The sequence below is a fragment of the Stenotrophomonas nitritireducens genome (assembly GCF_001431425.1).
In the GTDB taxonomy this organism is placed as follows: Bacteria; Pseudomonadota; Gammaproteobacteria; order Xanthomonadales; family Xanthomonadaceae; genus Stenotrophomonas; species Stenotrophomonas nitritireducens.
The window spans coordinates 81,818-106,022 of the sequence record NZ_LDJG01000002.1; the positions used below are offsets into that span (position 1 = coordinate 81,818).

General features: G+C 70.7%; 20 protein-coding genes. 12 read left to right on the top strand and 8 right to left on the bottom strand.

Features of this window, described 5'->3' with window-relative positions:
* Positions 1-2: 2 nt before the first annotated feature.
* Genes ABB22_RS01205 through ABB22_RS01215 form a run of 3 tightly spaced genes read right to left on the bottom strand, consistent with a single transcriptional unit; the run spans position 3 to position 2,051 of the window.
* Positions 3-827, bottom strand: a complete 825-nt coding sequence (locus tag ABB22_RS01205) for a hypothetical protein (protein ID WP_055767166.1) — start codon at positions 825-827, stop codon at positions 3-5.
* A 37-nt stretch (positions 828-864) separates the two neighbouring features.
* Positions 865-1,254, bottom strand: a complete 390-nt coding sequence (locus ABB22_RS01210) for an outer membrane protein assembly factor BamE domain-containing protein (RefSeq protein ID WP_057505012.1) — start codon at positions 1,252-1,254, stop codon at positions 865-867.
* Between the two features lie 5 nt (positions 1,255-1,259).
* Complete coding sequence (locus tag ABB22_RS01215; protein WP_055767160.1) at positions 1,260-2,051, bottom strand: hypothetical protein; 792 nt, start codon at positions 2,049-2,051, stop codon at positions 1,260-1,262.
* Between the two features lie 167 nt (positions 2,052-2,218).
* On the opposite strand from ABB22_RS01215, the gene ABB22_RS01220 reads away from it, so the two are divergent.
* On the top strand, positions 2,219-4,960 hold the full coding sequence (locus tag ABB22_RS01220; RefSeq protein ID WP_082443534.1) for a protein kinase domain-containing protein: 2,742 nt from the start codon (positions 2,219-2,221) through the stop codon (positions 4,958-4,960).
* 171 nt (positions 4,961-5,131) lie between these two features.
* On the opposite strand, the gene ABB22_RS01225 is transcribed toward ABB22_RS01220, so the two are convergent.
* Complete coding sequence (locus tag ABB22_RS01225; RefSeq protein WP_055767155.1) at positions 5,132-7,498, bottom strand: S9 family peptidase; 2,367 nt, start codon at positions 7,496-7,498, stop codon at positions 5,132-5,134.
* A 232-nt stretch (positions 7,499-7,730) separates the two neighbouring features.
* On the opposite strand from ABB22_RS01225, the gene ABB22_RS01230 reads away from it, so the two are divergent.
* Positions 7,731-9,059, top strand: a complete 1,329-nt coding sequence (locus ABB22_RS01230; protein WP_425477762.1) for an AMP-binding protein — start codon at positions 7,731-7,733, stop codon at positions 9,057-9,059.
* Between the two features lie 727 nt (positions 9,060-9,786).
* Here the strand turns inward: ABB22_RS01230 and ABB22_RS01235 are convergent.
* Positions 9,787-10,797, bottom strand: coding sequence for a chorismate transformation FkbO/Hyg5 family protein (locus tag ABB22_RS01235; RefSeq protein ID WP_055767150.1), 1,011 nt, complete (start codon positions 10,795-10,797; stop codon positions 9,787-9,789).
* A gap of 200 nt (positions 10,798-10,997) precedes the next feature.
* Between ABB22_RS01235 and ABB22_RS01240 the strand changes: the two genes are divergently transcribed.
* From ABB22_RS01240 to fabG, 8 genes are read left to right on the top strand one after another with little or no spacing between them, the layout of a single operon-like run.
* On the top strand, positions 10,998-11,267 hold the full coding sequence (locus ABB22_RS01240; protein ID WP_055767147.1) for a phosphopantetheine-binding protein: 270 nt from the start codon (positions 10,998-11,000) through the stop codon (positions 11,265-11,267).
* Between the two features lie 5 nt (positions 11,268-11,272).
* Positions 11,273-11,995 carry a hypothetical protein gene (locus ABB22_RS01245; RefSeq protein WP_057505013.1) on the top strand — a complete coding sequence of 241 codons (723 nt, stop codon included), beginning with the start codon at positions 11,273-11,275 and terminating at the stop codon, positions 11,993-11,995.
* Between the two features lie 50 nt (positions 11,996-12,045).
* Positions 12,046-12,345 (top strand): ApeI family dehydratase, encoded by a 300-nt coding sequence (locus ABB22_RS01250; RefSeq protein ID WP_055767141.1) that lies wholly within the window; start codon positions 12,046-12,048, stop codon positions 12,343-12,345.
* A complete protein-coding gene (locus tag ABB22_RS01255) occupies positions 12,342-13,325 on the top strand; it encodes a lysophospholipid acyltransferase family protein (RefSeq protein WP_055767138.1) in 984 nt (327 codons plus the stop codon). Before ABB22_RS01250 ends, ABB22_RS01255 begins: the two co-directional genes overlap by 4 nt.
* Complete coding sequence (locus tag ABB22_RS01260) at positions 13,264-13,932, top strand: LolA-related protein (protein WP_055767135.1); 669 nt, start codon at positions 13,264-13,266, stop codon at positions 13,930-13,932. The genes ABB22_RS01255 and ABB22_RS01260 overlap by 62 nt, the downstream gene beginning before the upstream one ends.
* 41 nt (positions 13,933-13,973) lie before the next feature.
* Positions 13,974-16,271, top strand: a complete 2,298-nt coding sequence (locus ABB22_RS01265) for an MMPL family transporter (RefSeq protein ID WP_055767426.1) — start codon at positions 13,974-13,976, stop codon at positions 16,269-16,271.
* Entirely contained in the window at positions 16,258-16,722 is a 465-nt protein-coding gene (locus tag ABB22_RS01270; protein WP_055767132.1) for a hotdog family protein, read from the top strand. The genes ABB22_RS01265 and ABB22_RS01270 overlap by 14 nt, the downstream gene beginning before the upstream one ends.
* Positions 16,719-17,447: a 3-oxoacyl-ACP reductase FabG gene (gene fabG / locus ABB22_RS01275; protein WP_055767130.1), complete on the top strand. Its 729-nt coding sequence runs from the start codon at positions 16,719-16,721 to the stop codon at positions 17,445-17,447. Before ABB22_RS01270 ends, fabG begins: the two co-directional genes overlap by 4 nt.
* A gap of 79 nt (positions 17,448-17,526) precedes the next feature.
* Here the strand turns inward: fabG and ABB22_RS01280 are convergent, their stop codons facing one another.
* Genes ABB22_RS01280 through ABB22_RS01290 form a run of 3 tightly spaced genes read right to left on the bottom strand, consistent with a single transcriptional unit; the run spans position 17,527 to position 20,304 of the window.
* Complete coding sequence (locus ABB22_RS01280; RefSeq protein WP_055767127.1) at positions 17,527-18,318, bottom strand: glycosyltransferase family 2 protein; 792 nt, start codon at positions 18,316-18,318, stop codon at positions 17,527-17,529.
* On the bottom strand, positions 18,311-19,099 hold the full coding sequence (locus ABB22_RS01285; RefSeq protein ID WP_055767423.1) for a beta-ketoacyl synthase chain length factor: 789 nt from the start codon (positions 19,097-19,099) through the stop codon (positions 18,311-18,313). Before ABB22_RS01285 ends, ABB22_RS01280 begins: the two co-directional genes overlap by 8 nt.
* A gap of 5 nt (positions 19,100-19,104) precedes the next feature.
* A complete protein-coding gene (locus ABB22_RS01290; protein ID WP_055767420.1) occupies positions 19,105-20,304 on the bottom strand; it encodes a beta-ketoacyl-[acyl-carrier-protein] synthase family protein in 1,200 nt (399 codons plus the stop codon).
* Between the two features lie 235 nt (positions 20,305-20,539).
* On the opposite strand from ABB22_RS01290, the gene ABB22_RS01295 reads away from it, so the two are divergent.
* Both ABB22_RS01295 and ABB22_RS01300 read left to right on the top strand, forming a co-directional pair.
* The gene (locus ABB22_RS01295) at positions 20,540-20,815 is read left to right on the top strand and encodes a YcgL domain-containing protein (protein WP_055767125.1); all 276 of its coding nucleotides are present in this window, start codon (positions 20,540-20,542) and stop codon (positions 20,813-20,815) included.
* Complete coding sequence (locus ABB22_RS01300; RefSeq protein WP_055767122.1) at positions 20,808-24,131, top strand: ankyrin repeat domain-containing protein; 3,324 nt, start codon at positions 20,808-20,810, stop codon at positions 24,129-24,131. Before ABB22_RS01295 ends, ABB22_RS01300 begins: the two co-directional genes overlap by 8 nt.
* Positions 24,132-24,205: the final 74 nt, after the last annotated feature.

Here is a 24,205-nt window from a genome sequence, read left to right on the forward strand (position 1 = left end):
CGTCAGAACCCCTGCATGATGCAATCGGCGGGGTTGCCTCGACATTCTTTCCCCGCGGCAGGGGCGTTCGTCGGAATGCTGGTGTCGGGTCCGTATTCGACCAGCACGCGTCCGGAGCGGTCGGTGATCTGCACGCGGGTGACGACGGCATTTACCTTTTGCGCGTTCAAGTCCGCCGACTGTGCGAAGAAGAAGACCTTCAGGCGTGGCTTCCGGTCCCACCGGGTGCGCATGGCTTCCAGCTCGCGGGCGATGGCTTCGTCGGCAACCGGGGCAAAGGCCATCTGGTCGCGGTTGGCCCACGTATAGGTGTACTGCGGGGAGTCGCTGAAATAACGGGTGATGCCGCCTTCGAACTCCTTGACTACAAAGCCCTTGCGCTGGAAGTCGTAGCTTTCCAGTTGCGTATCTTCCAGTTCAACCCACGCATAGGGATGCGCTGCGGCCTGGGCGATACCCTGCTCGATCTGCGGCTTGATCGCCTGCAGCAGGTCGTTCTTGCGGAAGGCGTCGCTGCTTTGGCGGTATTCGCGGGAGTACACCTCGGCCATCTTCTCGAAGTCCGGCGGCAGCTTCGAGGCGGCGGCATACAGGAACATCACCTGCTGCCCGCTGGTCAATTCGGGGTAGCTGGACAAGGGCCTGTCGGCGTCGGGCTTGGGCAGTGCGTCCTGCTTTGCGGCTTCTACGCCCTTTTCCTTTGCGGCTTCAAGCAGGCTGCCGGCGGGCGGAGCATCGTTGTTGCTGTCGTCGTTCTTCTTGCCGCCACAGGCGGCCAGCAGCAGTGCGGCTGCCAGTGCGGTGAGGTGCAGGGTGGTTTTGGTCATCGCTTGTCTCCGGTGTTCTGGCTGGAGGTGAAAGGGATCAGAAAAGCGGCTCGTTCCAGCTGCTGACGTGGCCGTTCAGGAGATTGACCTGTCCGATCTGCAGGCCATTGGCGTAAGCCATGATGGTCAGCGTCTGGCTGGCGGCCTGGTTGTTGCGGTTGCCGGTAGTTGGCTTGCCCAGCAGGTCGCGTACTTCCTGCTCGGTCATGCCTTTGCGCAGGCGCTTCCATTTCTCGGGGTCCTGCCATGCCTCGGCGGCGCCTTGCGTGCCGTTGGATGACGGGCCTTCAAGTGCCGCCACCCGCGCTTCGAGGGTGGCGAGGCGTTGCAGCACCGCGCTGTTGTCCTGCTGTGCGGCGGCGTTGAAGGCAGTGGCCGACAGCAGCGTGGCGGCGACCGCCATGCGGGCGATGGGAATGTGCTTCATGGTTTTTATTCCTGGGGAGTGGCGGTATCGGTGGGCGGGAGCACGGTGCGCTTGAGGCCGAAGGCCGCCAGCGCCAGGGCGGTAAGCAGGCATAGCCACAGGCCGACGCCGGTGCCCAGCGTGTCCAGCAATCGTCCGGCGATGGCGTTGCCCATCCGTGCATCGAACTGGCTGGCCTGCTGGGTGACCTTCCTGATCGCCCAGGCCACGTCCCAGAACGGCTTGAGGGTGGCCAGCAGCGGCAGCAGCAGCGCCAGCCAAGCAATGCGGCTGCGCCAGAACAACGGCAGCGCGCAGGCGAGGATGGCCAGCCACGGCAGGAAGCTGCCGCCTACCGAAGTGCCGAGCTGCTGGGACAGGTCCGACAGGCCGACGAGGCTGAAAGAGCGGCCCTCGCCGCCAAAGGGGTGCCTGATTTTCAGGTAGGGCAGGAGCAGGGCCGATACCGCGAACACTGCGTACAGGCCCAGCACGGGCTTGCCCAGTCGCGTGATCCCGCCTTGCAGGCCCTCGGCCGCACCGGGGGAGTTGGCCTTGAGCGTGCCAAGCGCGGCACCGCCCACGCCTCCCAGCCTGCCGGCCAGCTCGCTGGCCTTCTCTCTCAGCAGGACTTCGTCGCCGACCTTTGCCAATGACTGCAGGGTGCCGTCTTCGCCGAACTGCAGTTCGACCGTCTGGTTGACGGCCGGAGCGCTGTCGCTGCGCCACTGGCCGATCTGGAAGGCGAATTGCTGGCCGGTGGCGGCAACCAGTCCTTTGCCATCGCTGGCGTTGTAGTGAATGATCTTTCCCCGCATGTGGATCCCTCGCTGTGCGTTGCCCCGGACGACGGTTGCCGGTGTCGCACTGTTGGCGAAGGCGGGTGGAATCGTCCCCACGCGCTTCAAACGAAGTTCAAACGTTTTTCATGTTGCTGATCTGAAAGGATTTTCAGGATCGGCAGTGGGGCAGCAGGGGGAAGGGAATGGAAGTAGAAACGGGTACGGGGGGGGCGCCAGTGGCGTATCGCTGGAGGTTCGGCAAGGCCGAGTTCGACGAGGGACGTCTGCAACTGGTCGTTGATGGTCATGTCGTCGACCTGGAGCGCAAGCCGCTGGAGGTCCTGCAGTACCTGTTGCGCCATGCCGGCGAAGCGGTGACCAAGGAAGAGCTGCTGTCCGCCGTCTGGGACGGACGGGTAGTCGTGGAGGCCGTGCTGACCAATGCCGTAGGCAAGCTGCGTCGTGCGCTGGGCGATGAAACCGGGGCGATGATCGCCACCCTGCCCCGGGTGGGTTACCGGCTCGAAGGCCGGGTCAACCATCAGGTGGTGGAGTACATCCCGCTCGGCAGCCGGCTTTCGGCCGGCGACAGCGTGCCCCGTCGCAGCAACTGGCGGCTGGAAGAGGCGCTGGCCCGTGGCGGTGATGGCGAGGTATGGCTGGCACGGCATGCCAAGACCGGGCAGGCGCGGGTATTCAAGTTCAGCCTGGATGGGCAGCGCCTGACTGGCCTCAAGCGCGAGGTGACGGTCGCGCGCCTGCTGGAGCAGGCTTTGGGCGAGCGCCGCGAATTCGTCAAGCTGATCGACTGGGATTTCGAGCAGGCGCCCTATTTCATCGAATTCGAGCATGGCGGTACCGGGCTCGATCGCTGGCAGGACGATGCCGGGCATGGCATCGACGCCATGCCGCTGGCTGCCCGGTTGGCGCTGTTCTGTGAGGCCGCCGATGCGGTAGCCGAGGCGCATGGTGTCGGCGTGCTGCACAAGGACCTGAAGCCGGCCAACCTGTTGCTTGCCGGCGAGCCGGATGCGCTGCACCTGCGGGTGGCGGACTTCGGCAGCAGCCGCGTGTTCGAGTTGGGCGTGCTGGAAGGGCTGGGCATCACCCGTCTGGGCCTGACCCAGACCCAGGCGCTGTCATCGGACAGCGGCACACCGCTGTACCTGGCCCCGGAAGTGGTGGCCGGGCAGGCGCCCAGCGTCAGGAGCGACGTCTATGCGCTGGGCGTCACCCTGTATCAGATGGTGGTGGGCGACTTCCGGCGTCCGCTCGCGCCGGGCTGGGAAGCGGATATCGAAGACCCGCTGCTGCGCGAGGACATTGCCGATGCCGCCAATGGTGACGCGACCAAGCGGCTGGATTCTGCCGCGCTGCTGGCCGCGCGCATCCGCGACCTGTCCGGCAGGCGGGAAAGAAAGGCGCTGGAGGAGGCCGTCAGGGAGCGCATCGCCCAGGGTGAGGCGAAGCTGGCGCGGGTACGTGCAAGGCGACCGTGGGTGATTGCGGCGATGACGGCGCTTGTCGCGGGCCTTGCTGCCACTGGCTGGCTACTGGAGCGCTCCATAACCGCGGAACGCACCGCGGACGCCCAAAGGGAGAGGGCGGAAAGGCAGGCCGCGCGTGCCGAGACTGTAGTCCATTACCTCAGCAACGACCTGATCCGCTCGCTCACACCCGAGGGCAGTGGTTACGAGAACGATCCCACGATCAAGGAGATGGTCGAATATGCGTCGCTCAGCGTGGACGATAGTTTCCCGGACGATCCTGCCACGCGCGGCAACCTGCATGCTGCCATCGGCGCATCGTGGGCGGCGTTGTCTGATGTGGATCGAAGCGTTGAGCATTATCGAAAGGCATGCAAAGACTACGCCGCGGCGTTTGGCGAAACAGACGACCTGACGCTGCAGACCAAATACGATCTGGTGCGCCAATTGGCCAAGGTCTCGGCTTTCGACGAGGCGCATGCGACCTTGGCGGACACCGACCGGATTGCCGGGCAACGTCTGAACGAAGATGGATGGTTGGCGTTGTGGGCGGTGTGGACCCGGGGCGAACTGCTGTACCAGGAATTGAAATTGGACGACGCCGAGCTGGCGCTGCAGCGTGCCTTGGTTCTTCAGGGGAAGGTGGCCCCGGACCGGCAGGTGATCGCATCGAATATTCGGATGAGCCTGATTGATGTGTGGCAGCGGCAAGGCAAGTTCACGGATGTGATCGCGCTGCTGCGCGAGGTCTTGGCGGATCCTGCGCTGGTGAGCGAGGAGGCCAGGAACAGCTATCGTCATGTGCTTGCAAAAGTGCTGCGCATGCAGAACAAGCAGCCCGGGGCGTTGGAGGAAGCGTTGGCAATGGCAGAGGCTGCTGCCGAGTCGACCGCACGGATGCAGGGTGCGGACGCCCAGGCCGCCCTTCAGCGCCGGGCTGAGGTTGCCGCCATCCATTCGCGTTCGGGAAATTGCGAAAAGGCAGTGGAAATCTACAGGGAGGTATGGGCAGCCGGTGTCCGGCGCCATGGGTTCAAGAAGCGTGCGCTGTTGGTGAACGGCCTGAACCTGGCCACGACTGAACTCAGGTGTGGTGAGCGGCAGGCGGGCGTCCAGTTGCAGTTGCAGGTACTGGATGCTCTGGAAGCAAATTTCCCACATGATGCATTCATAGACAGCACCCGCTACAACATGGTGCTGCGCTTGATCGATGAGAAGCAGTACCGCGATGCATCAGGCGTGCTCGAGCATATTGACGCAAGCAAGATGGCGGCTGCCATGAGCAGCCCGGCCGCGGCCCATTGGGTTGAGGTGCAGCGCGGGCGGATTCAGATGGGACTGGGCGACAAGGCCAGGGGCAGGAGGACGATCGCCGCGGCGTTGGATGAAATGGTACGGATGGGCATAGATCCCAATGCGCCCGGAATAGTCAAGGCAAGGGAGTTTCTCAAGGGTTAGCGCGATGCGGTGGGATTGCTCCACTCTGCCGCTTTGCTGCCACCTGCATGAAGGCCCGCCCTGCCGGAAGCCGTTTCCAGCTCGATGAGGCTGAAAGGCTCACTGCCCTTTGGGCATGACGCGAAGGACAAAAACCAACAAGGGCGCCTTGCGGCGCCCTTGTATTGATGCTTACTTCAGGTGTTCCTCGAACAGCTTGAGGATGCGCTTGTACTCGTCCAGCCAGGAATCGGCGCGGGTGAAGCCGTGGCGTTCCAGCGGGTACGGGGCGATCGACCAGTTGTCCTTGTGCAGTTCGATCAGGCGCTGGGTCATGTTGACCGAATCCTGGAAGAACACGTTGTCGTCCATCATGCCGTGGGCGATCAGCAGGTGGTCCTGCAGGCCCTCGGCGTACTCGATGGGCGAGGACACGCGGTAGGCCTCGGGGTCGATGTCCGGGGTGTTGAGGATGTTGCTGGTATAGCCGTGGTTGTACTGGTGCCAGTCGCCGACCGGGCGCAGCGCGGCGCCGGCCTTGAACGTGCCCGGCGCGCGGTACAGCGCCATGAAGGTCATGAAGCCGCCGTAGGAGCCGCCGTAGATGCCGGCATGGTCGCGGTCGCCCTGCTGGGTTTCCACCAGCCAGTCCAGGCCGTCCTGGTAGTCCTCCAGCTCCGGGTGGCCCATGTTGCGGTAGATGGCCGTGCGCCAGTCGCGGCCGTAGCCCTCGCTGCCGCGGTAGTCCATGTCCAGCACGATGTAGCCCTTCTGCACCAGCAGGTTGTGGAACATCTGCTCGCGGAAGTAGGTGGGGTAGCGCTGGTGCACGTTCTGCAGGTAGCCGGCGCCGTGCACGAACATCACGACCGGGTACTTCCTGCCCGGCTCCTTCTGCGCGGGGCCGTAGTACTTGGCCCAGACCACGCCGGCGCCATGCTTCGATGGCACTGCGACGAGCTGCGGCTGGATCCACTCGCGCGCCTTGAATTCGGCGCTGCGGGTGTCGGTGAGCACGCGCGCGCTGCCGCCCGCGGCCGGCACCACCGCCAGCTGCGCCGGCAGGTAGGCGCCGGAGTAGCGCACCAGCAGCTGCTGGCCGTCGGGGGAGAGCGAGAAGTCCTCCACGCCGTTGAGATCGGTGAGTTCGCGCACCTGGCCGCTGGCGGCATCGACGCCGCACACCTCGTAGTCGTGCGGCGCCTGCTGGTTGCACAGCACGTAGAAGCCCTTGCCGTCGGCCGAGGGCACCGGCGCGGAGGTCTCCCACTTGCCGCTGGTCAGCGCGCGCGGCTTGCCGGTGCCGGCCTGGGTGTACAGGTGCGAGAAGCCCGATTCCTCGGACAGCAGCCACAGCGTGCGGCCGTCTGCCATCCAGCCGAAATCGTTGAAGCCCCAGTTGATCCAGCCCGGATCGGTGAGGCGGTGGCGGTTCTGCATGCGGCCATCGCCGCCGACGCTGACGATCCAGCGGTCCTTGTTGTCGTTGGCGCGCAGCATCACCGCGGCCTGGCTGCCATCGGCGCTCCAGCGGATGCCGCCGCCCATGAAGTCGCTCATCACCTGCACGGTGCGGTCGCCCTTGAGCGGCTCCTTGCCGGCAGCCTTGCGCAGCGCGGCCAGCGGATCGGTGCCGATGCCCGGCAGGGCGTCCAGCGCCAGCGGGCGGACCTGGCCGGTGGCCACGTCGACGAACCACAGCGCATGCGGCGCGGAACCGTTGCGGCCGACGCGGGTGCGGGTGTCCTCGGTTTCCTCGTAGCCGGACTCGGTCACGTACAGCGGCATCTTGCCGCCGCGGCCGTCCTCGAAATTCTTCGGCTTGGTCGCCACGATCAGGTGGGCGGCATCGGGCGAGAGCGCGCTGTCCACGATCTCCACGTCCGCGCCCAGGTAGACCGGACCGGGCGCACGGGTCGGGTCGGCCTGGCGCCAGCGCTCGCCCTGCTCGCGCAGCGTGTCGCGCTGGGCGCGGTCGCGGCGCAGGGTTTCCAGCGTGCGCATCTGCTGGTCGCGCAGCACGTCGGCCTTGGGCGCGTCGGCGGGGTTCTTCTCGGCCTTGAGCTGTGCGGCCAGGGCGATCGCACCGCTGCCGGCGTTCCAGTGGTACCAGTTGTTGCCAACGTTCCAGATCAGGCCGCCATCGGTGGCGAAATCCACGCCCGAGGCACGCTCGTTGCCGCGCGTGAGCTGGGTCAGCGCACCGCTGCGCAGGTCGCGCACGAACACGTCGCCATTGCGCACGAAGGCCATGCGCTGGCGCTGGCGGTCATAGACGCGGTTGGCCGCGTCCAGGGTGCCGCGCTGGTCGTCGGCGACCTGGGCGGCCACGCCACCGGCCAGCGGCTGGCGGAAGGTGTCGCGTACCGGGCTGCCCTGGCGCTTGAGCGTGTACTCGACCTGCTGGCCGTTCCACGACCACCAGGCCGATTCCACCGGCGGCCCGATCCAATCCGGGTCGGCCATCGCCTGTTCGATGGTGATCGGCGTGGGCGCGGCATGGACGCTACCGGTGGCGGCGGCCAACAGCAGCAGGGACAGGGGCAGGAGTCTGGGCATCACGGGCACCGTTGGAGAAAACCGGCAAAGCCTAGCAGCCCGCTCCCGGGATGGGCTGGGCCACTGGTCATGGGCCAGCCGGCAAACCGCCGGCCAGGCCGGCGCGGCAGGGGCTCCGGTGGCGCCGCCGCGTTTGTCCGGTTTCCGCCAGCGGCTATGCTGGGCGCCGGCCGCGCCCTGGTTCCGCGGCGGTTTTCCCTGAAGGTCGTCCCGCGTGCCTGTTGCCCCTCCGATTTCTCCTGCCCCGCATCCTCTCGCCGTCGGTGCGCCCGGGCGGCCGCTGGCGGCGATCGCCACTTCGCGGATCGACCTGTCCACATTCCTTGAACACGTGCGTGGCGTGGCGGCACTGCTGCCGCCCGGCCGCCATGCGGTCAACCTGTGCGAGGACCGCTACCGGTTCCTGGTCGGCTTCTGTGCGGTCGCCCTGCGCGGACAGGTGAACCTGCTGCCGCCCTCGCGCGCGCCGGCGGTCGTGGCCGAAGTGCAGCAGCGCCATGACCAGGCCTGGTGCCTGGGCGACGCCGCACCCGATCCGCTGCCGTCGGGCTGGTTCGCGTTGCCGGAGGAACTGCCGCGGCTGCCGGGCGATGTTCCGCAGCTCGATGCGGCGCAGCTGGTCGCCATCGGCTTTACATCGGGCAGCACCGGCGCGCCGGCGGCCAATCCCAAGACCTGGGGCGCGTTCGTGACCAGCACCGCGCAGAACCTGCAGGCGCTGGGCGACCTGTGGAGCGGGCAGGTGCCCTCGGTGGTCGCCACGGTGCCGCCGCAGCACATGTACGGCATGGAGATGTCGGTGCTGCTGCCGCTGCTGGCGCCGGCGGTGCTGCATGCCGGCCGGCCGTTCTTCCCGCAGGACGTGGCGCAGGCGCTGGCCGAGGTGCCCGCGCCGCGGCTGCTGGTCACCACGCCGGTGCACCTGAAGGCGCTGGTCGAAGCGGGCGTGGACCTGCCGCCGCTGGCCGGCATCGTCACCGCCACCGCGCCGTTGCCGCAGCCGCTGGCCGAAGCGGCCGAAGCGCGTTTCGCCACGGAAGTGCGCGAAGTGTTCGGTTCCACCGAGACCTGCATCTTCGCCCGCCGCCGCACCGCCCGGGAGCAGGCATGGACGCTGTTGCCGGGCGTGCGCCTGGAACCGCAGGAGGACGGCACCCTGGTCCACGCGCCGCACCTGCCGGCGGCGGTGCTGCTGGCCGACCTGGTCGAGCTGTTGCCGGCAGGCCGTTTCCTGCTGCGCGGCCGCCGCGCCGACCTGCTGGAGATCGCCGGCAAGCGCGCGTCGCTGGGCGACCTGACGCGGCGCCTGCAGGCGGTGCCCGGCGTGCGCGATGCGGTGATGGTGCAACTGGACCCGGAGCCGGGTCAGTCGGTGGGCCGCATCGCGGCACTGGTGGTGGCGCCGGAGCGCGATGAGGCGGAGATCCTGCGCGAACTGCGCGCGGGCATGGACCCGGTGTTCCTGCCGCGTCCGCTGCGCAGGGTGGCGTGCCTGCCGCGCAATGAGACGGGGAAGTTGCCGAGGGATGCGGTGCTGGCGTTGCTGCGGGGCGGGGAATAATTCCGCCGTTGCCGTTGCCGTTGCCGTTGCCGTTGCCCGTGATTTTGCTGTGCCCTTGGTATTTGACTCACCCCGGCCGTAGAGCGAGCCGAGCACCGCAGTGGGCTGAGGGGCGAAGAGGCGCACGTGTCTGAGCGAAGCAAGTTGTGCGCCGTCCCCTCGGCACGCGAGGAGCGCAGGGAACCGGCGGGCGCAGCCCGACGGATCGCGGCCCGGCCCGTGTTTCTCTTGGTCACTTCTCTTTGCACGAGCAAAGAGAAGTGACTCGCGCCCCGAAGGGGAGCGAAAGCCTTTGATCCTGCCTCTGCCGCTGCTTCGGCTTTTCAAGGACAAACGGCAACAGCTAAAGCAACAGTGCAGAGCCAAAACTGAAGCTTGAAAGCAAAGCTTTCACTCCTGCTAAGCAGGAGCGAGTTACTTCTCTTTGCTCGTGCAAAGAGAAGTAACCAAGAGAAGTGTTTTTCCAACAGCCGAATGGCTGGTCAAGCACGCCCCTGCCTCCGCGCCCTCTGTGCCTGCGGCACTCCGGGTCCACTACGCCGCCGGGATTTTTCGACGAGACATCCCTGTCTCGTCGAAAAACGACGTGCGTCCCTGCACGTCGCCCCTGCGGGGTCTTGTCCGTCGGCTCCGTCGCTACGGAAGGGGATCCGGAAGTCAAAAGCCAAGGCAAGAGCAGAATCAGGGGCAACCGCAACCGCAACCGCAACCGCAATCGCAATTGCGGTCAGGCGCCGTGCACCCCGTCGATCTCCACCCGCAGATCGCGCCGGCACACTTCCGCGTGCAGCACGATGTATGGCACCTCCGGCGGCAGGTGCCGCGCCAGCGCCTGCCGTATCGCCGGGATCTCCGCCGCATCGCGTACGTAGACCTTCAGCCGGCTGCCCGCGCCGAAATGTGCCGGCAATGCCGGCAGGCGCGCGCGCGCCGTGCCCACCAGCGCGTCGAGATTGGCGAAGGTTTCCTCCAGCTGGCGCAGCGTGTCCTCGCCGTGCAGCGTGGCGTGGCCGACCACGCTGGCGGTGCCGGACAGCAGCAGCGGCAGCGCGCTGCCCGGCGCGGCGAGCATGCCGCGGGCGAAGCTGGGCGACTGCGGGCCGTACTGGCGCGGATAGCGCCAGGCACTGACCTGGCGCGGGTTCTCCAGCGGTGTGCCGGGCACGCGCGCGGCCAGCCAATAGACCTGCAGCACGCGCACGCCATCCAGGCGGCCGATGGCGGTGGCCGCGGGCAGGGTGCCGACGTCGATGGTGCCGATGCCGCGGGCGCGGCCGATGCAGAACTGGCGGTAGCGCTCGTCGTCGCCCTCGCCCTCGGTGATCGCGTCCAGGTAGTTCCAGATGCGCAGCAGATGCGGGTAGCCCTGCTGCGGCAGCGCCGACAGCAGCCGCGCATAGGCATGCGCGCCGGCTTCGAGGATGCCGCCGTGGCGGGATTCGGCGATCTGCAGCGCGCCGAACATCAGCGCGCCGTCGCTGGCCCAGGCCAGGCCGTCGGCCTCGCGGCCGCTGCGCACCGTCCCGGCGCCGCGCCAGACTTCCAGCCGCGCCTCGCCTTCCGGTTGCAGGCCGACCTGCAGGTAGCGCGGGTCGTCGCTGGCGGGGGCGCCGTCGCCGGCCTGGAAGCCGAACACGGCCAGCACCTGCGGATCGGCCAGCAGGGCCGGCAGCTGCGCCGGATCGGCGTAGTCCACCTCCAGCCCGGCGGCGGGCGCGAAGCCGGAAACCGCGTTCATCGCGCGCTCCCGCAGCCATGGAGGCAGGCAGGTTGGGCGGGAGGGAAAACGGAAGCAGGGCAGGGGAACAAGGACGTCATCGTGCGGGCGGATCGGTGCTGCAGAAAGCGCCATGATACCGCGCGCGCCGTGGCGGCCATGGTTGCGCCGCGGGCGGCGATACCTGATCGTTGCGCATCAATCTCCTAGTGGAAGTGGCGATGTCGCAACAAACCGAGGCCGAGCGCGAGCTGGCCGGGCTGCTGGTCCAGAGCCTGAACCTGGAAGACGTGGACCCGGCGGCGATCGATCCGGAGGCGGCGCTGTTCAACGACGGGCTGGGCCTGGATTCGATCGACGCGCTGGAGCTGGCCCTGGCCATCGGCAAGCGCTACGGCTTCCAGCTGCGCTCGGACAACGACGACAACCGCCGCATCTTCGCCTCGCTGCGCGCGCTGTCGGCGCACGTGCAGGCCCACCGGACCGCCTGAACGCCATGAGCGGCGCCGGCCACGCGCCCGGCCACGGGCCGGCCGCCAGCATCCTGCGGATCGTGCTGTTGCTGGCCTATCCGGCGCTCTCGCATGTGGCCAGCCTGCGCAGCGAGGGCGGCTGGGCCGCGCTGGCGCTGTTCGGGCTGGTGCTGCTGTGCCTGCTCGATGCGCTGGGCCGCCGCCGGCCCGTGGCCTGGGCCGCGCTGCTGGCATCGGGGCTGCTGCTGGCCTGGCTGGGGCGCTCGCCGTGGGCGTGGATGCTGCTGCTGGCGCCGCCGGTGGTGTTCCCGTTGCTGGTGGCCTGGGGCTTCGCGCGCTCGCTGCGGCCGGGCCGGGTACCGCTGATCACCCGCATCGTGCAGGCCCTGCATGCGCGTGCCGGAGTACCGGTCGACGACCGGCTGGAGCGCTATACACGACGCCTGACCGCAGCGTGGGCGCTGCTGCTGGCGCTGCTGGCGGCGATCAACCTGGGGCTGGCGATGAGCGCGGTGCCCGACGGCCTGCTGGCCGCGTTCGGCCGGCAGCCGCGCTGGCCGCTGAGCCATGCGCAGTGGTCGTGGTGCGCGAACGTGGCCGACTGGGGCCTGATCGGCGGCTTCTTCGTGGCCGAATACGCGCTGCGCTGCCGGCTGTTCCCGCAACGGCCCTACCGCAGTGCCGGCCAGTTCGTGCGCCAGATGGGGCAGCTCGGCCCGGCATTCTGGCGCGACCTGCTGCGTTGAACGCGGCGGGCCGCGGGTATCCTGTGGCCCACCCCGCCGCCCGTCACGCCATGCAGTTCACCGTTCCCCGCGAGCATCCCTGCCTGCCCGGCCATTTCCCGGGACGGCCGCTGGTGCCGGGCGTGGTGGTGCTCGAACACGTGCTGCGCGCGGCCGAGGCCTCCGCCGGCAGGCCGTTGGAGGCATTGCGCCTGCCGCAGGTGAAGTTCATGGCGCCGCTGCTGCCCGGGCAGAGTGCGCGGATCGAACTGGACGGGCACACGCCGCGCTGGAAATTCCGGGTATGGCGCGGCGACGAGCTGATCGCGCGCGGCGAGCTGGTGGCCGCTGGCGGGGGCGCGGCCGCATGAGCGATGCCGACTGGAAGCGCCGGCCCGAGGGCGGCGGCCGCGCCGCGATCCGCCTGATCGCCGGCATCGCCCGCCACGGCGGGCGCGGCATCGGCCGGCTCTGCCTGTATCCCATCACCGCCTATTTCCTGCTGGTGCGCGGCAGCGAACGCCGCGCCTCGCGCGCCTATCTGGGCCGCGCGCTGGGCCGCCGCGCCAGCCTGTGGGACGTGGCGCGGCATATCCATACCTTCGCCGCGACCATCCTCGACCGGGTGTTCCTGCTCGGCGGGCGCATGGACCTGTTCGACATCCGTACCGACGGCACGCAGGCCCTGCTCGAGCAGCTGGACGAAGGCCGCGGCGTGCTGCTGTTCGGCTCGCACCTGGGCAGCTTCGACGCGCTGCGCGCGCTGGGCCGGCAGCGGCCGGACCTGAAACTGCGGGTGCTGCTGGACCGTGCCCACAATGCCGCCATCACCGAGCTGCTGGCCGAACTCGACCCGGGCCTGGCCGCGGGCATCATCGATGCCGGGCAGGGTGGGCCGGCGGTGGTGCTCGCCATCCAGCAGGCGCTGGAGGAAGGCGCGATGGTGGCGCTGCTGGTAGACCGCGCGCGGCCGGGCGAAACCGCCTTGCAGGCGCCGCTGCTCGGCGCGCCGGCGCCGTTCCCGACCGCGCCGTGGCTGATCGCCAGCGTGCTGAAGGCGCCGGTGATGCTGGCCTTCGGCCTGTACCGCGGCGGCAACCGCTACGATCTGCTGTTCGAGCCGTTCGCGCCGGCGCTCGACGTGCCGCGCGCGCAGCGCGCCGAGGCCTTGTCGGCGCTGGTTCACCGTTATGCCGGCAGGCTGGAACAGCATCTGCACGGCGCTCCCTGGAACTGGTTCAATTTCTATGATTTCTGGCATTCAGACGTTCCTCTTTCCGCGCCGCTGGATGCTGGCGACGCTCCTGGCCGCGGGCTGCGGCAGCGTGCCGGCGATGGCGGCCGAGGTTGATGCGGGGTGGATCCTGCGCCAGCTGGCGCAGCCGGCGCCAAGCCAGACCGGCTTCGTCGAACTGCGCGGTTCGGCGCTGCTGAAGGAACCGCTGCGGGTGGAGGGCCAGTACCGCCGCCCGGATGCCGGCACGCTGGTGCGCGAGGTACGCGCGCCCTACGCCGAAACCACCACGATCGCCGATGGCAAGGTCAGCATCGAGCGCGCCGGCAAGCCGCCGCGCGTGTTCTCGCTGCAGCGCGTGCCGGAGCTGTCGGACCTGCAGGCCAGCTTCGGCGCCTTGCTGTCCGGCGATCTGGCCGCGCTGGAACAGGCCTATCGCCTGCAGGCGTCCGGCACCGCGCAGCGCTGGCAACTGGTGCTCACGCCCAAGGCGCAGGCGCTGGCCGCACGGGTGCGCGAGGTGACCCTGCGCGGCCGCGACGGCGAGCTGCGCTGCATCGAGACGCAACCGGCGCGCGGCGACCTGCAGCGCACCCTGCTCGGCGGCGCGGCCGGTGCCGCCGGCGACGTGCGCCAGGCCGATGCGCTGGCCGCGCTGTGCCATGACGGCGCGCGCGATGGTTCCGCGCCGCCGGGGTCCGCTCAGGACAGGAGCCGCCGTTGAAGCTGACCCCGCGCCGGCGCATCGGCCTGGCGATCGGCTGGATGCTGCTGCTGGGCCTGCTCACCGCCTGGGTGAGCGGGCGCATGCAGGTCAGCGGCGACCTGCGCAAGTTCATGCCCGATGCGCGCACCCCGGCGCAGAAACTGCTGCTCGACGAACTGGGCGAAGGCCCGGGCGCGCGGCTGCTGCTGCTGGCGCTGTCCGGCGCGGCGCCGGAGCAGCTGGCCGCGCAGTCGCGGCAACTGCACGAGGCGCTGGCGGCCGATCCGCAGTTCGAGCTGGTCGCCAATGGCGGGCAGGCCGGGCTGGACGCCTTTCCCGAACGCCTGCTGCCCTACCGCTACCTGATCGACGAGTTGCCCGGCGATGCGTTCAGCGCCGCGAACCTGCACGACGAACTGCAGGCGCGGCTGCAGGACCTGGGCTCGCCGGCCGGCGGGCTGGTCGAACCGCTGCTGCCGTCCGATCCCACCCTGCAGGTGCTGCGCGTGGCCGAAGCGCTGCAGCCGGCCAACGCGCCGCAGCGTATCGACGAGGTCTGGTTCGACCACGGCGGCCGGCAGGCCCTGCTGCTGGTGCAGACGCGCGCGGCCGGCTTCGATCCCGGCGCGCAGCAGCAGGCGGTGGACACGATCGAGGCGGGCTTCGAGCGCATCGCCGCCGGCAGCGGCAGCCGCCTGGAAATGAGCGGGCCGGGCGCGTTCTCGGTGAAGATCGGCAACCGCACCGCCAACGAGGCCGGCGTCATCGGCACCATCGATACGATCGGCATGATCCTGCTGCTGTGGGTCGCCTATCGCAGCTGGAAAATGCCGATCCTGGGGTTCCTGCCGCTGGCCAGCGCTGGCCTGGCCGGGCTGGCCGTGACGGCATTGGCCTTCGATGGCGTGCACGGCATCACCATCGCCTTCGGCTTCACCCTGATCGGCGTGGTACAGGACTATCCGATCCACTTCTTCAGCCACGAGCGCCCCGGCCGCTCGCCGTGGGACAACGTGCGCGCGCTGTGGCCGACGCTGGGCACCGGCGTGGTCGCCACCTGCATCGCCTACCTGACGTTCCTGTTCTCCGGCGTCGAGGGACTGAAGCAGCTGTCGGTGTTCACCATCACCGCGCTGGCCACCGCGGCACTGGCCACGCGCTACCTGCTGCCGGCGCTGGTCGATCCGGCCACCCGCGACTTCGCCGATTCGGCATGGCTGGCGCGGCTGTGGCGCCACACCCGGCGGTTGCCGCGCCCGCGGCGTTCGCTGGCGGTGCTGGCAGCGGCAGCGCTGGCGGTGCTGGTGTGGGCGCCGGGGCCGTTCTGGCAGAACGACCTGGGCAAGCTGACGCCGGTGGATACGGCCGACCTGCTGCGCGATGCGCAGCTGCGCGGCGAACTGGGCGCGCCGGACGTGCGTTACGTGATCACCGTGCGTGGCGACGACGCGCAGGCGGCGCTGGCCGCGAGCGAACGGCTGCGGCCGGTGCTGGACCAGCTCGTCGCCGACGGCGCACTGGACCGCTACGACATGGCCGCGCGCTACCTGCCCAGCGCCGCGCTGCAGCGCCAGCGCCAGCAGCGGCTGCCGGACGAAGCCACGCTGCGCGGCGCACTGGCCGCGGCGGTGGCGCAGACGCCGTTCCGCGACGATGCCTTCGAACCCTTCGTCGCCGACGTGCAGCGCGCCCGCGGCGCGCCTGCGCTGCAGCCGCAGGACCTGCAGGGCACGCCGCTGGCGACCGCGGTCGGTGGCCTGCTGCTGCGGGGCAGCGGCCACGCCACGGCGCTGGTGTCGCTGAGCGGGCTGCACGACGTGGCCGCGGTGGCGACCAGCGCGCGCCTGCACGGCGCTGAACTGCTGGACCTGAAGCACGCCTCCGAATCGCTGGTGGCCGAATACCGCGGGCGCGTGCTGGCGGCGCTGGCGGTGGCGGTGCTGCTGCTGGCCGCCACGGTGTGGGCGGCGCTGCGCTCGCCGCGCCGCGTGCTGCGCGTATTGCTGCCGATGGCGCTGACCACGCTGGTGGTGCTGGCGCTGCTGCGCGGGGCGGGCATCGAACTGAACCTGTTCCACCTGATCGGGCTGATCCTGGCCGCCGGCCTGGGTCTGGACTACGGGCTGTTCTTCGAACACGCCGGCGACAGCCTGGCCGACCAGCTGCGCACCCTGCATGGCCTGCTGGTGTGCAGCGCGATGACGCTGCTGGTGTTCAGCCTGCTCGGCCTGTCCTCGATCCCGGTACTGCGCGCGATCGGCAGCACGGTGGCGCTGGGCGTGGTGTGCAATTTCGCGCTGGCGCTGCTGATCTCGCGCGAGCCCTGGCAGGAGGCCGCCGCCGATGCTGGCGCGTGAGGACATCCTGCGGCTGGTGCCGCACCAGGGCGGTATGTGCCTGTGGGACGAGGTGACCGCCTGGAGCGCCTCGGACATCGCCCTGCGCGCCTTCAACCATCGCGACCCGGCGCACCCGCTGCGCAGCGACGGACGGTTGCGCGCCATCCACCTGTGCGAATACGGCGCGCAGGCGATGGCGGTGCACGGCGGCCTGCGCGCGCGCCAGCGCGGCGGTGCGGTGGTGCCCGGCGTGCTGGTGGCGCTGCGCGACGTGCAGCTGCATGTCGCGCGCATCGACGATCTGGAAGGCGCCATCGAGGCGACCGCGCAGGTACTGGCCGAAGCGGAAACCAGCCAGCAGTACAGCTTCCGCATCACCCATGGCGCGCGCGTGCTGGCCGAAGGCCGCGCCGCGGTGATGCTGCAACCGGACAGCGTGGGAGACGACATGCAGGGAGAGCGGCGATGAACACGAAACGACGCGCACTGGTCACTGGCGGCAGCGGCGACCTGGGCGGGGCGATCTGCCGGCGCCTGGCGGCCGACGGTGCGCACGTGATCGTGCACGCCAACGGCAACCTGGCCCGTGCGCAGGCGGTGGCCGCGGACATCCTTGCGGCCGGCGGCAGCGCGCAGGTGGTGGCGTTCGACGTGGCCGACGGCGAGGCGACCGCCGCGGCGCTGGACGAGCTGCTGGCCGACGGCCCGATCCAGATCGTGGTCAACAACGCCGGCGTGCACGACGACGCGCCGATGGCCGGCATGGACGAGGCGCGCTGGCGGCGGGTGATCGACGTTTCGCTGCACGGTTTCTTCCACGTCACCCAGCCGCTGCTGCTGCCGATGGCGCGTACGCGCTGGGGCCGCATCGTCAATGTCTCGTCGGTGGCGGCGGTGCTCGGCAACCGCGGCCAGACCAACTACGCCGCGGCCAAGGCCGCGCTGCACGGCGCCTCGAAATCGCTGGCGCGGGAAATGGCCAGCCGCGGCATCAGCGTCAACGTCGTCGCGCCGGGCGTGATCGAAGGAAAGATGGCGGCCGATGCGTTCCCGCCGGAGCTGATCAAGCAGGCGGTGCCCGCCGCGCGCGCGGGAAAGCCGGAAGAAGTGGCGGCGCTGGTCGCCTTCCTGTGCGGCGACGACGCCGGCTACATCAACGGCCAGGTGATCGGCATCAATGGCGGCATGGGGTGAGGGCAGGAGTGGGCGAGGAGCAGTGAGGAGCGGGAAAGGGCAAAAGCCCCGCGCTGCCGCCGCCGCTTTCTCTCACTCTTCATTCACCCCTGGCTTCATCGATCACCGGCGGATGCGCACGGATCGTGCGGTGCACCTGCCGCACATGGCCGTGGCGCAGTGCCAGCCGCACGATGTGCACGGTGATGCGGGTGAGGTCGCGCAGCGGGCGGAAGTGACTGGGGCGGAAGCATTCGTCGCTGCCGGCGGCGCGGTAGCGCGACTCGATCGGCACCGAGACGCAGCGCGTGCCCAGTTGCCGCGCGGCCGAGATCAGCACCTGCGCCTCGAACACGAAGTCCTCGCCGGGCACCTCGCGCATCGCGATCACCTCGGCCGGGTAGAAACGTTGCCCGCTCTGGCTGTCGGCGACCTGGTAATGCGTGCCCCAGGCCACGCCCCAGTCGCCGAATTCGTTTGCCAGCCGCCGCAGCAGCGGCTGCGAGGCGCGCTTGCGCAGCCGCGCACCGATGACGATGCAACCGGGGTGGCGATTGGCACTGGCCAGCAGCCGCGGCAGGTCGGCGGCGGCATGCTGGCCGTCGCCATCCAGGGTCAGCACGCCGCGCAGGCCGCGCCGCACGGCCTCGGCGAAGCCGCTGCGCAGGGCCTGGCCCTTGCCGCTGCGCCGCGGATGGCGCAGTACCGTGACCGGCAGGTCGGCGATGCAGCCGGCGGTGCCGTCGTCGGAGCCGTCGTCGACCACGATCACGTGCGGGAACCACGCGAGCGCGCCGCTGACCACTTCGCGGATGCGCAGCGCTTCGTTGAGCGCCGGGATCACCACCGCCACCTCGTCGGGGCGCAGCGCCGGTGTGCGGGAATCAGCCATGGCCGATGTCGATCCGCAGCCATTGTTCGATGCCGGCCGGCAGCAGCACCTGTCCGCGCTCCAGCGCGAGCGCTTCCAGCAGCGGCAGCGCCGGTTGCATGGCGTTGCCGGCCAGCAGTTGCGACAGCGGCCCGGCCACGTCATCGGCGTCCGTCCCGGCGTGTTGCACCAGTTCCATGCGCAGCGTCGGCAGGTCGGGGCAGGGCACGCGCGACAGCACCAGGGCGACGCCGAGCAGGCCTTCGCTGGGCGCCACCTCGCCCAGCGGACCGCAGGACGGGCCGTCGTAGGCGACCAGCAGCACCGCCTCGCTGCCGGCGGCCAGCTGCGCCATCGCCTCGACCAGCCCCTGCGCGAAGCTGCCGGAGCCGGCGCTGATCGCGGTGGCCGGCACGTGCGCGCCGGCGCCGATGGTCCAGTAGCCGGCGGCGGCGTTGTGCACCGAGTTGTGGAAGCGGGTGGGCGACACCGCGCGCGGGTCGCTGGCCAGGGTCGCGCACATGTAGTCGGTGATCGACATCTCGCCATGGGTGGAGGCGAATACCGAGGGCAGCGCCGCCGGCTCGCGCCCGGCCGCCTCGCAGGCGGCCAGCGCGGCTTCCAATGCCACCGCCACGGTGGCCGGCGCGCGGCGGCGCTCGTTCGCGGCCAGCAGCGTGGGCGCCGGCCGCGCCGCTGCCTCCGCGGGGCGAATGCCCGCGCGCGCCCAGGCGCAGGCGGCATCCCAGTCCGGCAGTCCGCTGCCCCAGAAACCGATGCCTTCGACGATCGCTTCGCGCATGTGCTTCATTCCGCCTTGCCGAATACCAGCGAGCAGTTGTTGCCGCCGAAGCCGAAGGAGTTGTTCATCGCGTGGCCGATGTCCGCCCGCGCGTTTTCGAACCGGATCTGCGGACCGCAGGCCGGATCGGGGACTTCGCTGTTGAGCGTGCCCGGCAACAGCCCGTCGGACAAGGCCAGCAGCGCGAATACCGATTCGACGATGCCGGCCGCGCCCAGGGTGTGCCCGGTCCAGCCCTTGGTCGAACTGGCGTGCAGGGACGGCGGGAACAGCGCGGCCACCGCGGCGGCCTCGATGCTGTCGTTGGCCGGGGTCGAGGTGCCGTGCAGGTTGAGATAACCCAGCTGCGCCGGCTCGAGCCCGGCGCTGCGCAGTGCCTGTTCCATCGCCAGGCGCGCGCCCAGCCCCTGCGGATGCGGTGCCGACATGTGGTGGGCGTCGCTGGATTCGCCATGGCCGCACAACTGCAGTGCGGTCTGCGGGCCGGCGCCGGCGCGTTCCAGCACCGCGTAGCCGCCTGCCTCGCCCAGCGACAGCCCGCTGCGGCGGGCGTCGAACGGCTGGCAGGGCGCGCTGGCGACCAGCTGCAGCGAGTGGAAGCCGAACAGCACGCTGCCACACAGCGTGTCGACGCCACCGACCAGGGCGGCGTCGGCGAAGCCGGCGTGGATCAGCCGCGCGGCCTGCGCGAACACCTTGGCGCTGGAGGAACAGGCAGTGGCCACGGTCACGCAGGGGCCACGCAGGCCGGTGGCGGCCTGCACGAAATCGCCCAGCGCGTGCGGGGTATGGATGCGCGGGCGCTGCAGGTCCGGCGGGAAATGCGCCACGCCTGCGGCATCGGTGGACAGGCGCGCATAGGCCTCTTCGGTGGCGCCGATGGCGGAGGTGGAGGTGCCCATCACCACCGCCACGCGGTGGGCGCCATGGCGGGCGACGACGCCGGCCAGTGCGTCGAGCAGGCCGTCCTGCTGCAGCGCCAGCCACGCCAGCGCGTTGTTGCGGCAGGCGAAACCGGCCAGCGCCGGCGGCAGCGCCACATCCTCCACGCCATCGACGCGGCCGATCCAGCAGTCCAGCGGATCGGCGCCGAAATCGTTGCGGCGCAGGCCGCTGCGGCCCTGCGCCAGCGCCTGGCGCTGCGCGTCCAGTCCCGCGCCCAGCGCGGTGGTGGCGCTGTGCGCGAGGATGTTCAGCGGGAGCAGGCGCGGTGGCGATGCGGCGGTCACGCGGTCTTCCGGGGCTTGGACGGGGCGCGAGTATATCGGGGTGCCGTCTGCCGCACGGTATCCGCCCGGGAGTGACGGCGTGCGCGTTTCTTGATGAAAATGAATGAAGCTTCGGCGAAGAAGCCGACAGCTCTGTAGGGCAATGCCTTTCACCGGCGTCAGGTTTCCGACACAATCTCCTGCATTCCCAAGCAGGGCAAAGCCCGCGGGCATGCAAGCCTACGTTTACAAAAGCCAACGCAAGCAGGACACCTACGTCTACCTTGCCAAGCGCGACGACTTCGACGCGATCCCGGCCACGCTCGGCGCCGCCCTGGCGCCTTTCGCGTTCGTGCTGGAGGTCGCACTGACCCCGGAACGGCGGCTGGCGCAGGCCGATGCCGCGCTCGTGCGCGCCAACCTGGCCGCGCACGGTTTCCATCTGCAGCTGCCGCCGCAGCCCCTGGCGCCGGTGAAGATCGCCCGCATCGACGGCCGCGATGACTGACGTCCTGCGTACCCGTGCACTCGGCGCGCTGGCGGTCGGCGCGCTGCTCGCGCTCGTCGCCGGGTTCGGCGGCATCGCGGCCGCGGTCGCCGGCCTGCTGGCGCAGCCGGCGTTCGCGCTGGGCGCGTCGTGGTGGCGGCGCACGCGCGCGGCCGCACCGCTGTCGGCGCTGCCGCGGCAGGATCTGCCGGGCCTGCTCGCGGTGTGGGCCGGCGGCACCCTGTTGCTGGCGTTGCTGGTGTCCTGGCCGCTGGCCGCACTGCACGACAGCGGCAGCCTGCAGGCGGTGCTGGCGCTGTGCGTGGCGGTGAGCATCGTGGTGGCGGCGCTGTGGCGCACCTGGCCGCTGTGGCAGGCGCTGGAACGCGAGGGCGGCACGCTGCGCGCGCAAGCGCAGGCGCTGTCCGGCCGCGCGATGGATTCCTGGCACGGCGTCGGCGCGGCGCTGCTGTTGTGCCTGCTGTGCGCGGCGGTGGTTGCCCCGGCCTGGCCGGGCCTGGTCGGCGACGGCCTGCGCTGGCCGCTGGCTGTCATCACTGCGCTGCTTTCGCCGCTGCTGCATGCCGCGCTGCAGGCGTTGCCGGCGGCGCAGGCAATGCCGGCAGCGGCGGTGCAGGCCTTCGACCCGTTCGCCGAGGCCCTGGCCGAACCGGCGCCGCTGGAGCCGATGGCGCAGCACGAATGGGTGCCGCAGCTGTACGAGGCCGCCCGCGCCGGTCGCGTCGACCGCGCGCTGCAGCTGCTCGACGCCGGCGCCGATCCGCATGCGCCGCCGCCGGCCGATTCGCGCGACCAGCGCAGCCTGGCGGTACTGGCCGCGGTGCTGCCCGACCTGCGCCTGCTGCGCGCCCTGATCGGCCGCGGCGTGGACGTGAACCTGGCCCATCGCGGCATGACCCCGCTGCTGGCGGCGACCCGCGACAGCTGGCACGGCCGCCCCGAGGCGGTGATGACCCTGCTGGCCAACGGCGCCGATCCGCGCGCCACCGATGCCGACGGCAACACCCCGCTGCACCACGCCGCGCGCAGTTCCGACCCCGGCGTGGCCGCGCTGCTGCGCGATGCGGCCGCCGCGATCGACGCGCTCAACCAGGAAGGCCACAGTCCGCTGGCGGTGGCCTGCCAGGCCGGCAACTGGCGGCTGGCCAAATTCCTGCTCGAACGCGGCGCCAAGGTCGAACCGGCCGATGGCGTACCGGTGCTCATTCCCGCCGCCGCCACCGAGGACGATGATCCGGCCGGCGTGCAGCTGCTGCTCAAGCACCGGGCGCGGCTGGACGCGCGCGACCGTAGCCGCCGCAGCGCGCTGCACGAAGCCGCCGCGGCTGGCCATGGCGACATCGTCGATGCCCTGCTTGCCGCCGGCGCCAATGTCGAACCGCGCGACGCCGCCGGCCGCACGCCGTGGCTGGATGCGGCCGCGCAGGGCCATGCCGGCGTGCTCGAACGCCTGCTCGCGCACAAGCCCGACGTCGCCGCGGTCGATGGCGAGGGCTGCAACGCGGTGCTGCTGGCCTGCCGCGCGGACAACGTGACCGCGGCGCTGGTGCGGCGCCTGCTGGACCTGGGCATCGCCGCCGACGTCGCCGCCGCCGATGGCCGCCGCGCCATCGACCACGCGGCCTCGGCCGGGCGCTGGAGCATCGTTTCGCTGCTGGACCCGGCCTATCCGCTGCCGGCAGCGGTCAGCGACGCGCTCGCCGGCGGCGAAGCCGGCGATGGCGCCGCCACGCCGGCGCAGCTCGACGACCGCGCGCCGCTGGCGCTGCTGCGCGAGGCGCTGGCCTTCGGCAACACCGAGGGCATGGCGCCGCTGGCGCGCCTGTGCGCGGCGCCGGAACTGGGCGGCCTGCTGCACGACGTGGAACTGGCGCTGCAGCCGCGCGTGGTCGACTGGCTGCTGGCGCTGGGCGCCGACGCCGAGGTGGCGGACGCCTGCGGCGATACGCCGATGTTCGCGCTGCTGGCGCGCGGCGTGGACGCCATCCCGACCCTGCAGGTGCTGCTGCGGCATGGCGTGTCGCCGGCCGGCCGCGGCGGGCTGGGGCGCCTGCTGGCCGCCTGCGTGCAGCACGACCAGGGCTCGCGCGGCACCGAACAGTTCGCGCTGGAACTGCTCGAACGCGGCGCCGATCCGTTCGGCGCATCGCCGGCCGGCGATCCGCCGCTGGCGCTGGCGGTGCGCCTGGGCTGGTTGAAGGTGCAGCACTGGCTGCTGGCGCATGGCGTCGACCGCGAGGCGCGCGACAGCCACGGCATGACCGCGCTGCACCTGGCCACCGCGCTCGCGCGCGAGGCCTCGCTGAAGCTGCTGGTGATGCAGGGTGCCTCGCCGGACGCGCGCGCCGCCGACGGGCAGACGCCGCTCGGCGTGGCCCTGTCCAGCGGCCGCCGCGACCTGGCCGACTGGCTGGACTGGCGCGGCTGGCCGCTGCCGCTGCGCGCGCTGCGCGAAGCCGACGTGCCGGCCGCGGCGATGGCCGGCGATGCCGACGCGGTGCGCCGCTTGATCGAACTGGGGCTGCCGGTGGATGCGGTCGATGCGCAGGGCTGCACCGGCCTGCTGCGCGCGGCAGGCGGCGGCCACGTCGCCACGGTGGACCTGTTGCTGGCGCGCGGCGCCGATCCGCAGCACGCGGCCGCCAGCGGCGCCACGCCACTGTCGGCGGCAGTGAGCATGCGCCAGGCCGCCATCGTCACCGCCCTGCTCGATGCCGGCGCGCGCATCGACCACCGCCTGCCCGGCGGGGTCACCGTGCTGATGCTGGCCGCCGCGCTGGGCCTGCCGGACATCGTCGCCAAGCTGCTGACCGCCGGCGCCGACGTGCACGCCGGCGACGACCAGCAGCTGGCACCGCTGCACTGCGCCGCGCTTTACGGCTTCACCGCACGCGACCGTTCGCGCCTGCTGGCGCTGCTGGACACCCTGCTGCTGGCCGGCGCCGAACCGGACCAGCCCTCGGCCGGCACCGTCACCCCGCTGCTGCTGCTGCTGGGCGCGCGCGCCGAACCGGGCACCGCCTGCGACGAACAGGTGGTGCTGGCCGCGGTCGAGCGCCTGCTCGACGAGGACGTGGCGCTGGACGTGCGCGATCCGCGCGGTTTCGGCCCGCTGCACCTGGCCGCCCTGCACGGCCTGCCGCTGCTGGTGCAGCGCCTGCTGCGCGCCGGCGCCGACCCCGACCTGCGCGATGCGCTGGGCCGCAGTCCGCGCGAGATCGCGGTCATGCGCGGTTTCATCGACGTGGCCGGCGAATTCGAGCCGGCGGTGCCGGGCGTTTCGTCGATGGCGCGGTTCCTGCGCGATCGCGGCTGACCGCGCCGCACCCGCGTCCTTGCTGCTGCGAGGGGACGCGGCAATGGCCGCGGGCGGATGATCCCGGCGTTGGC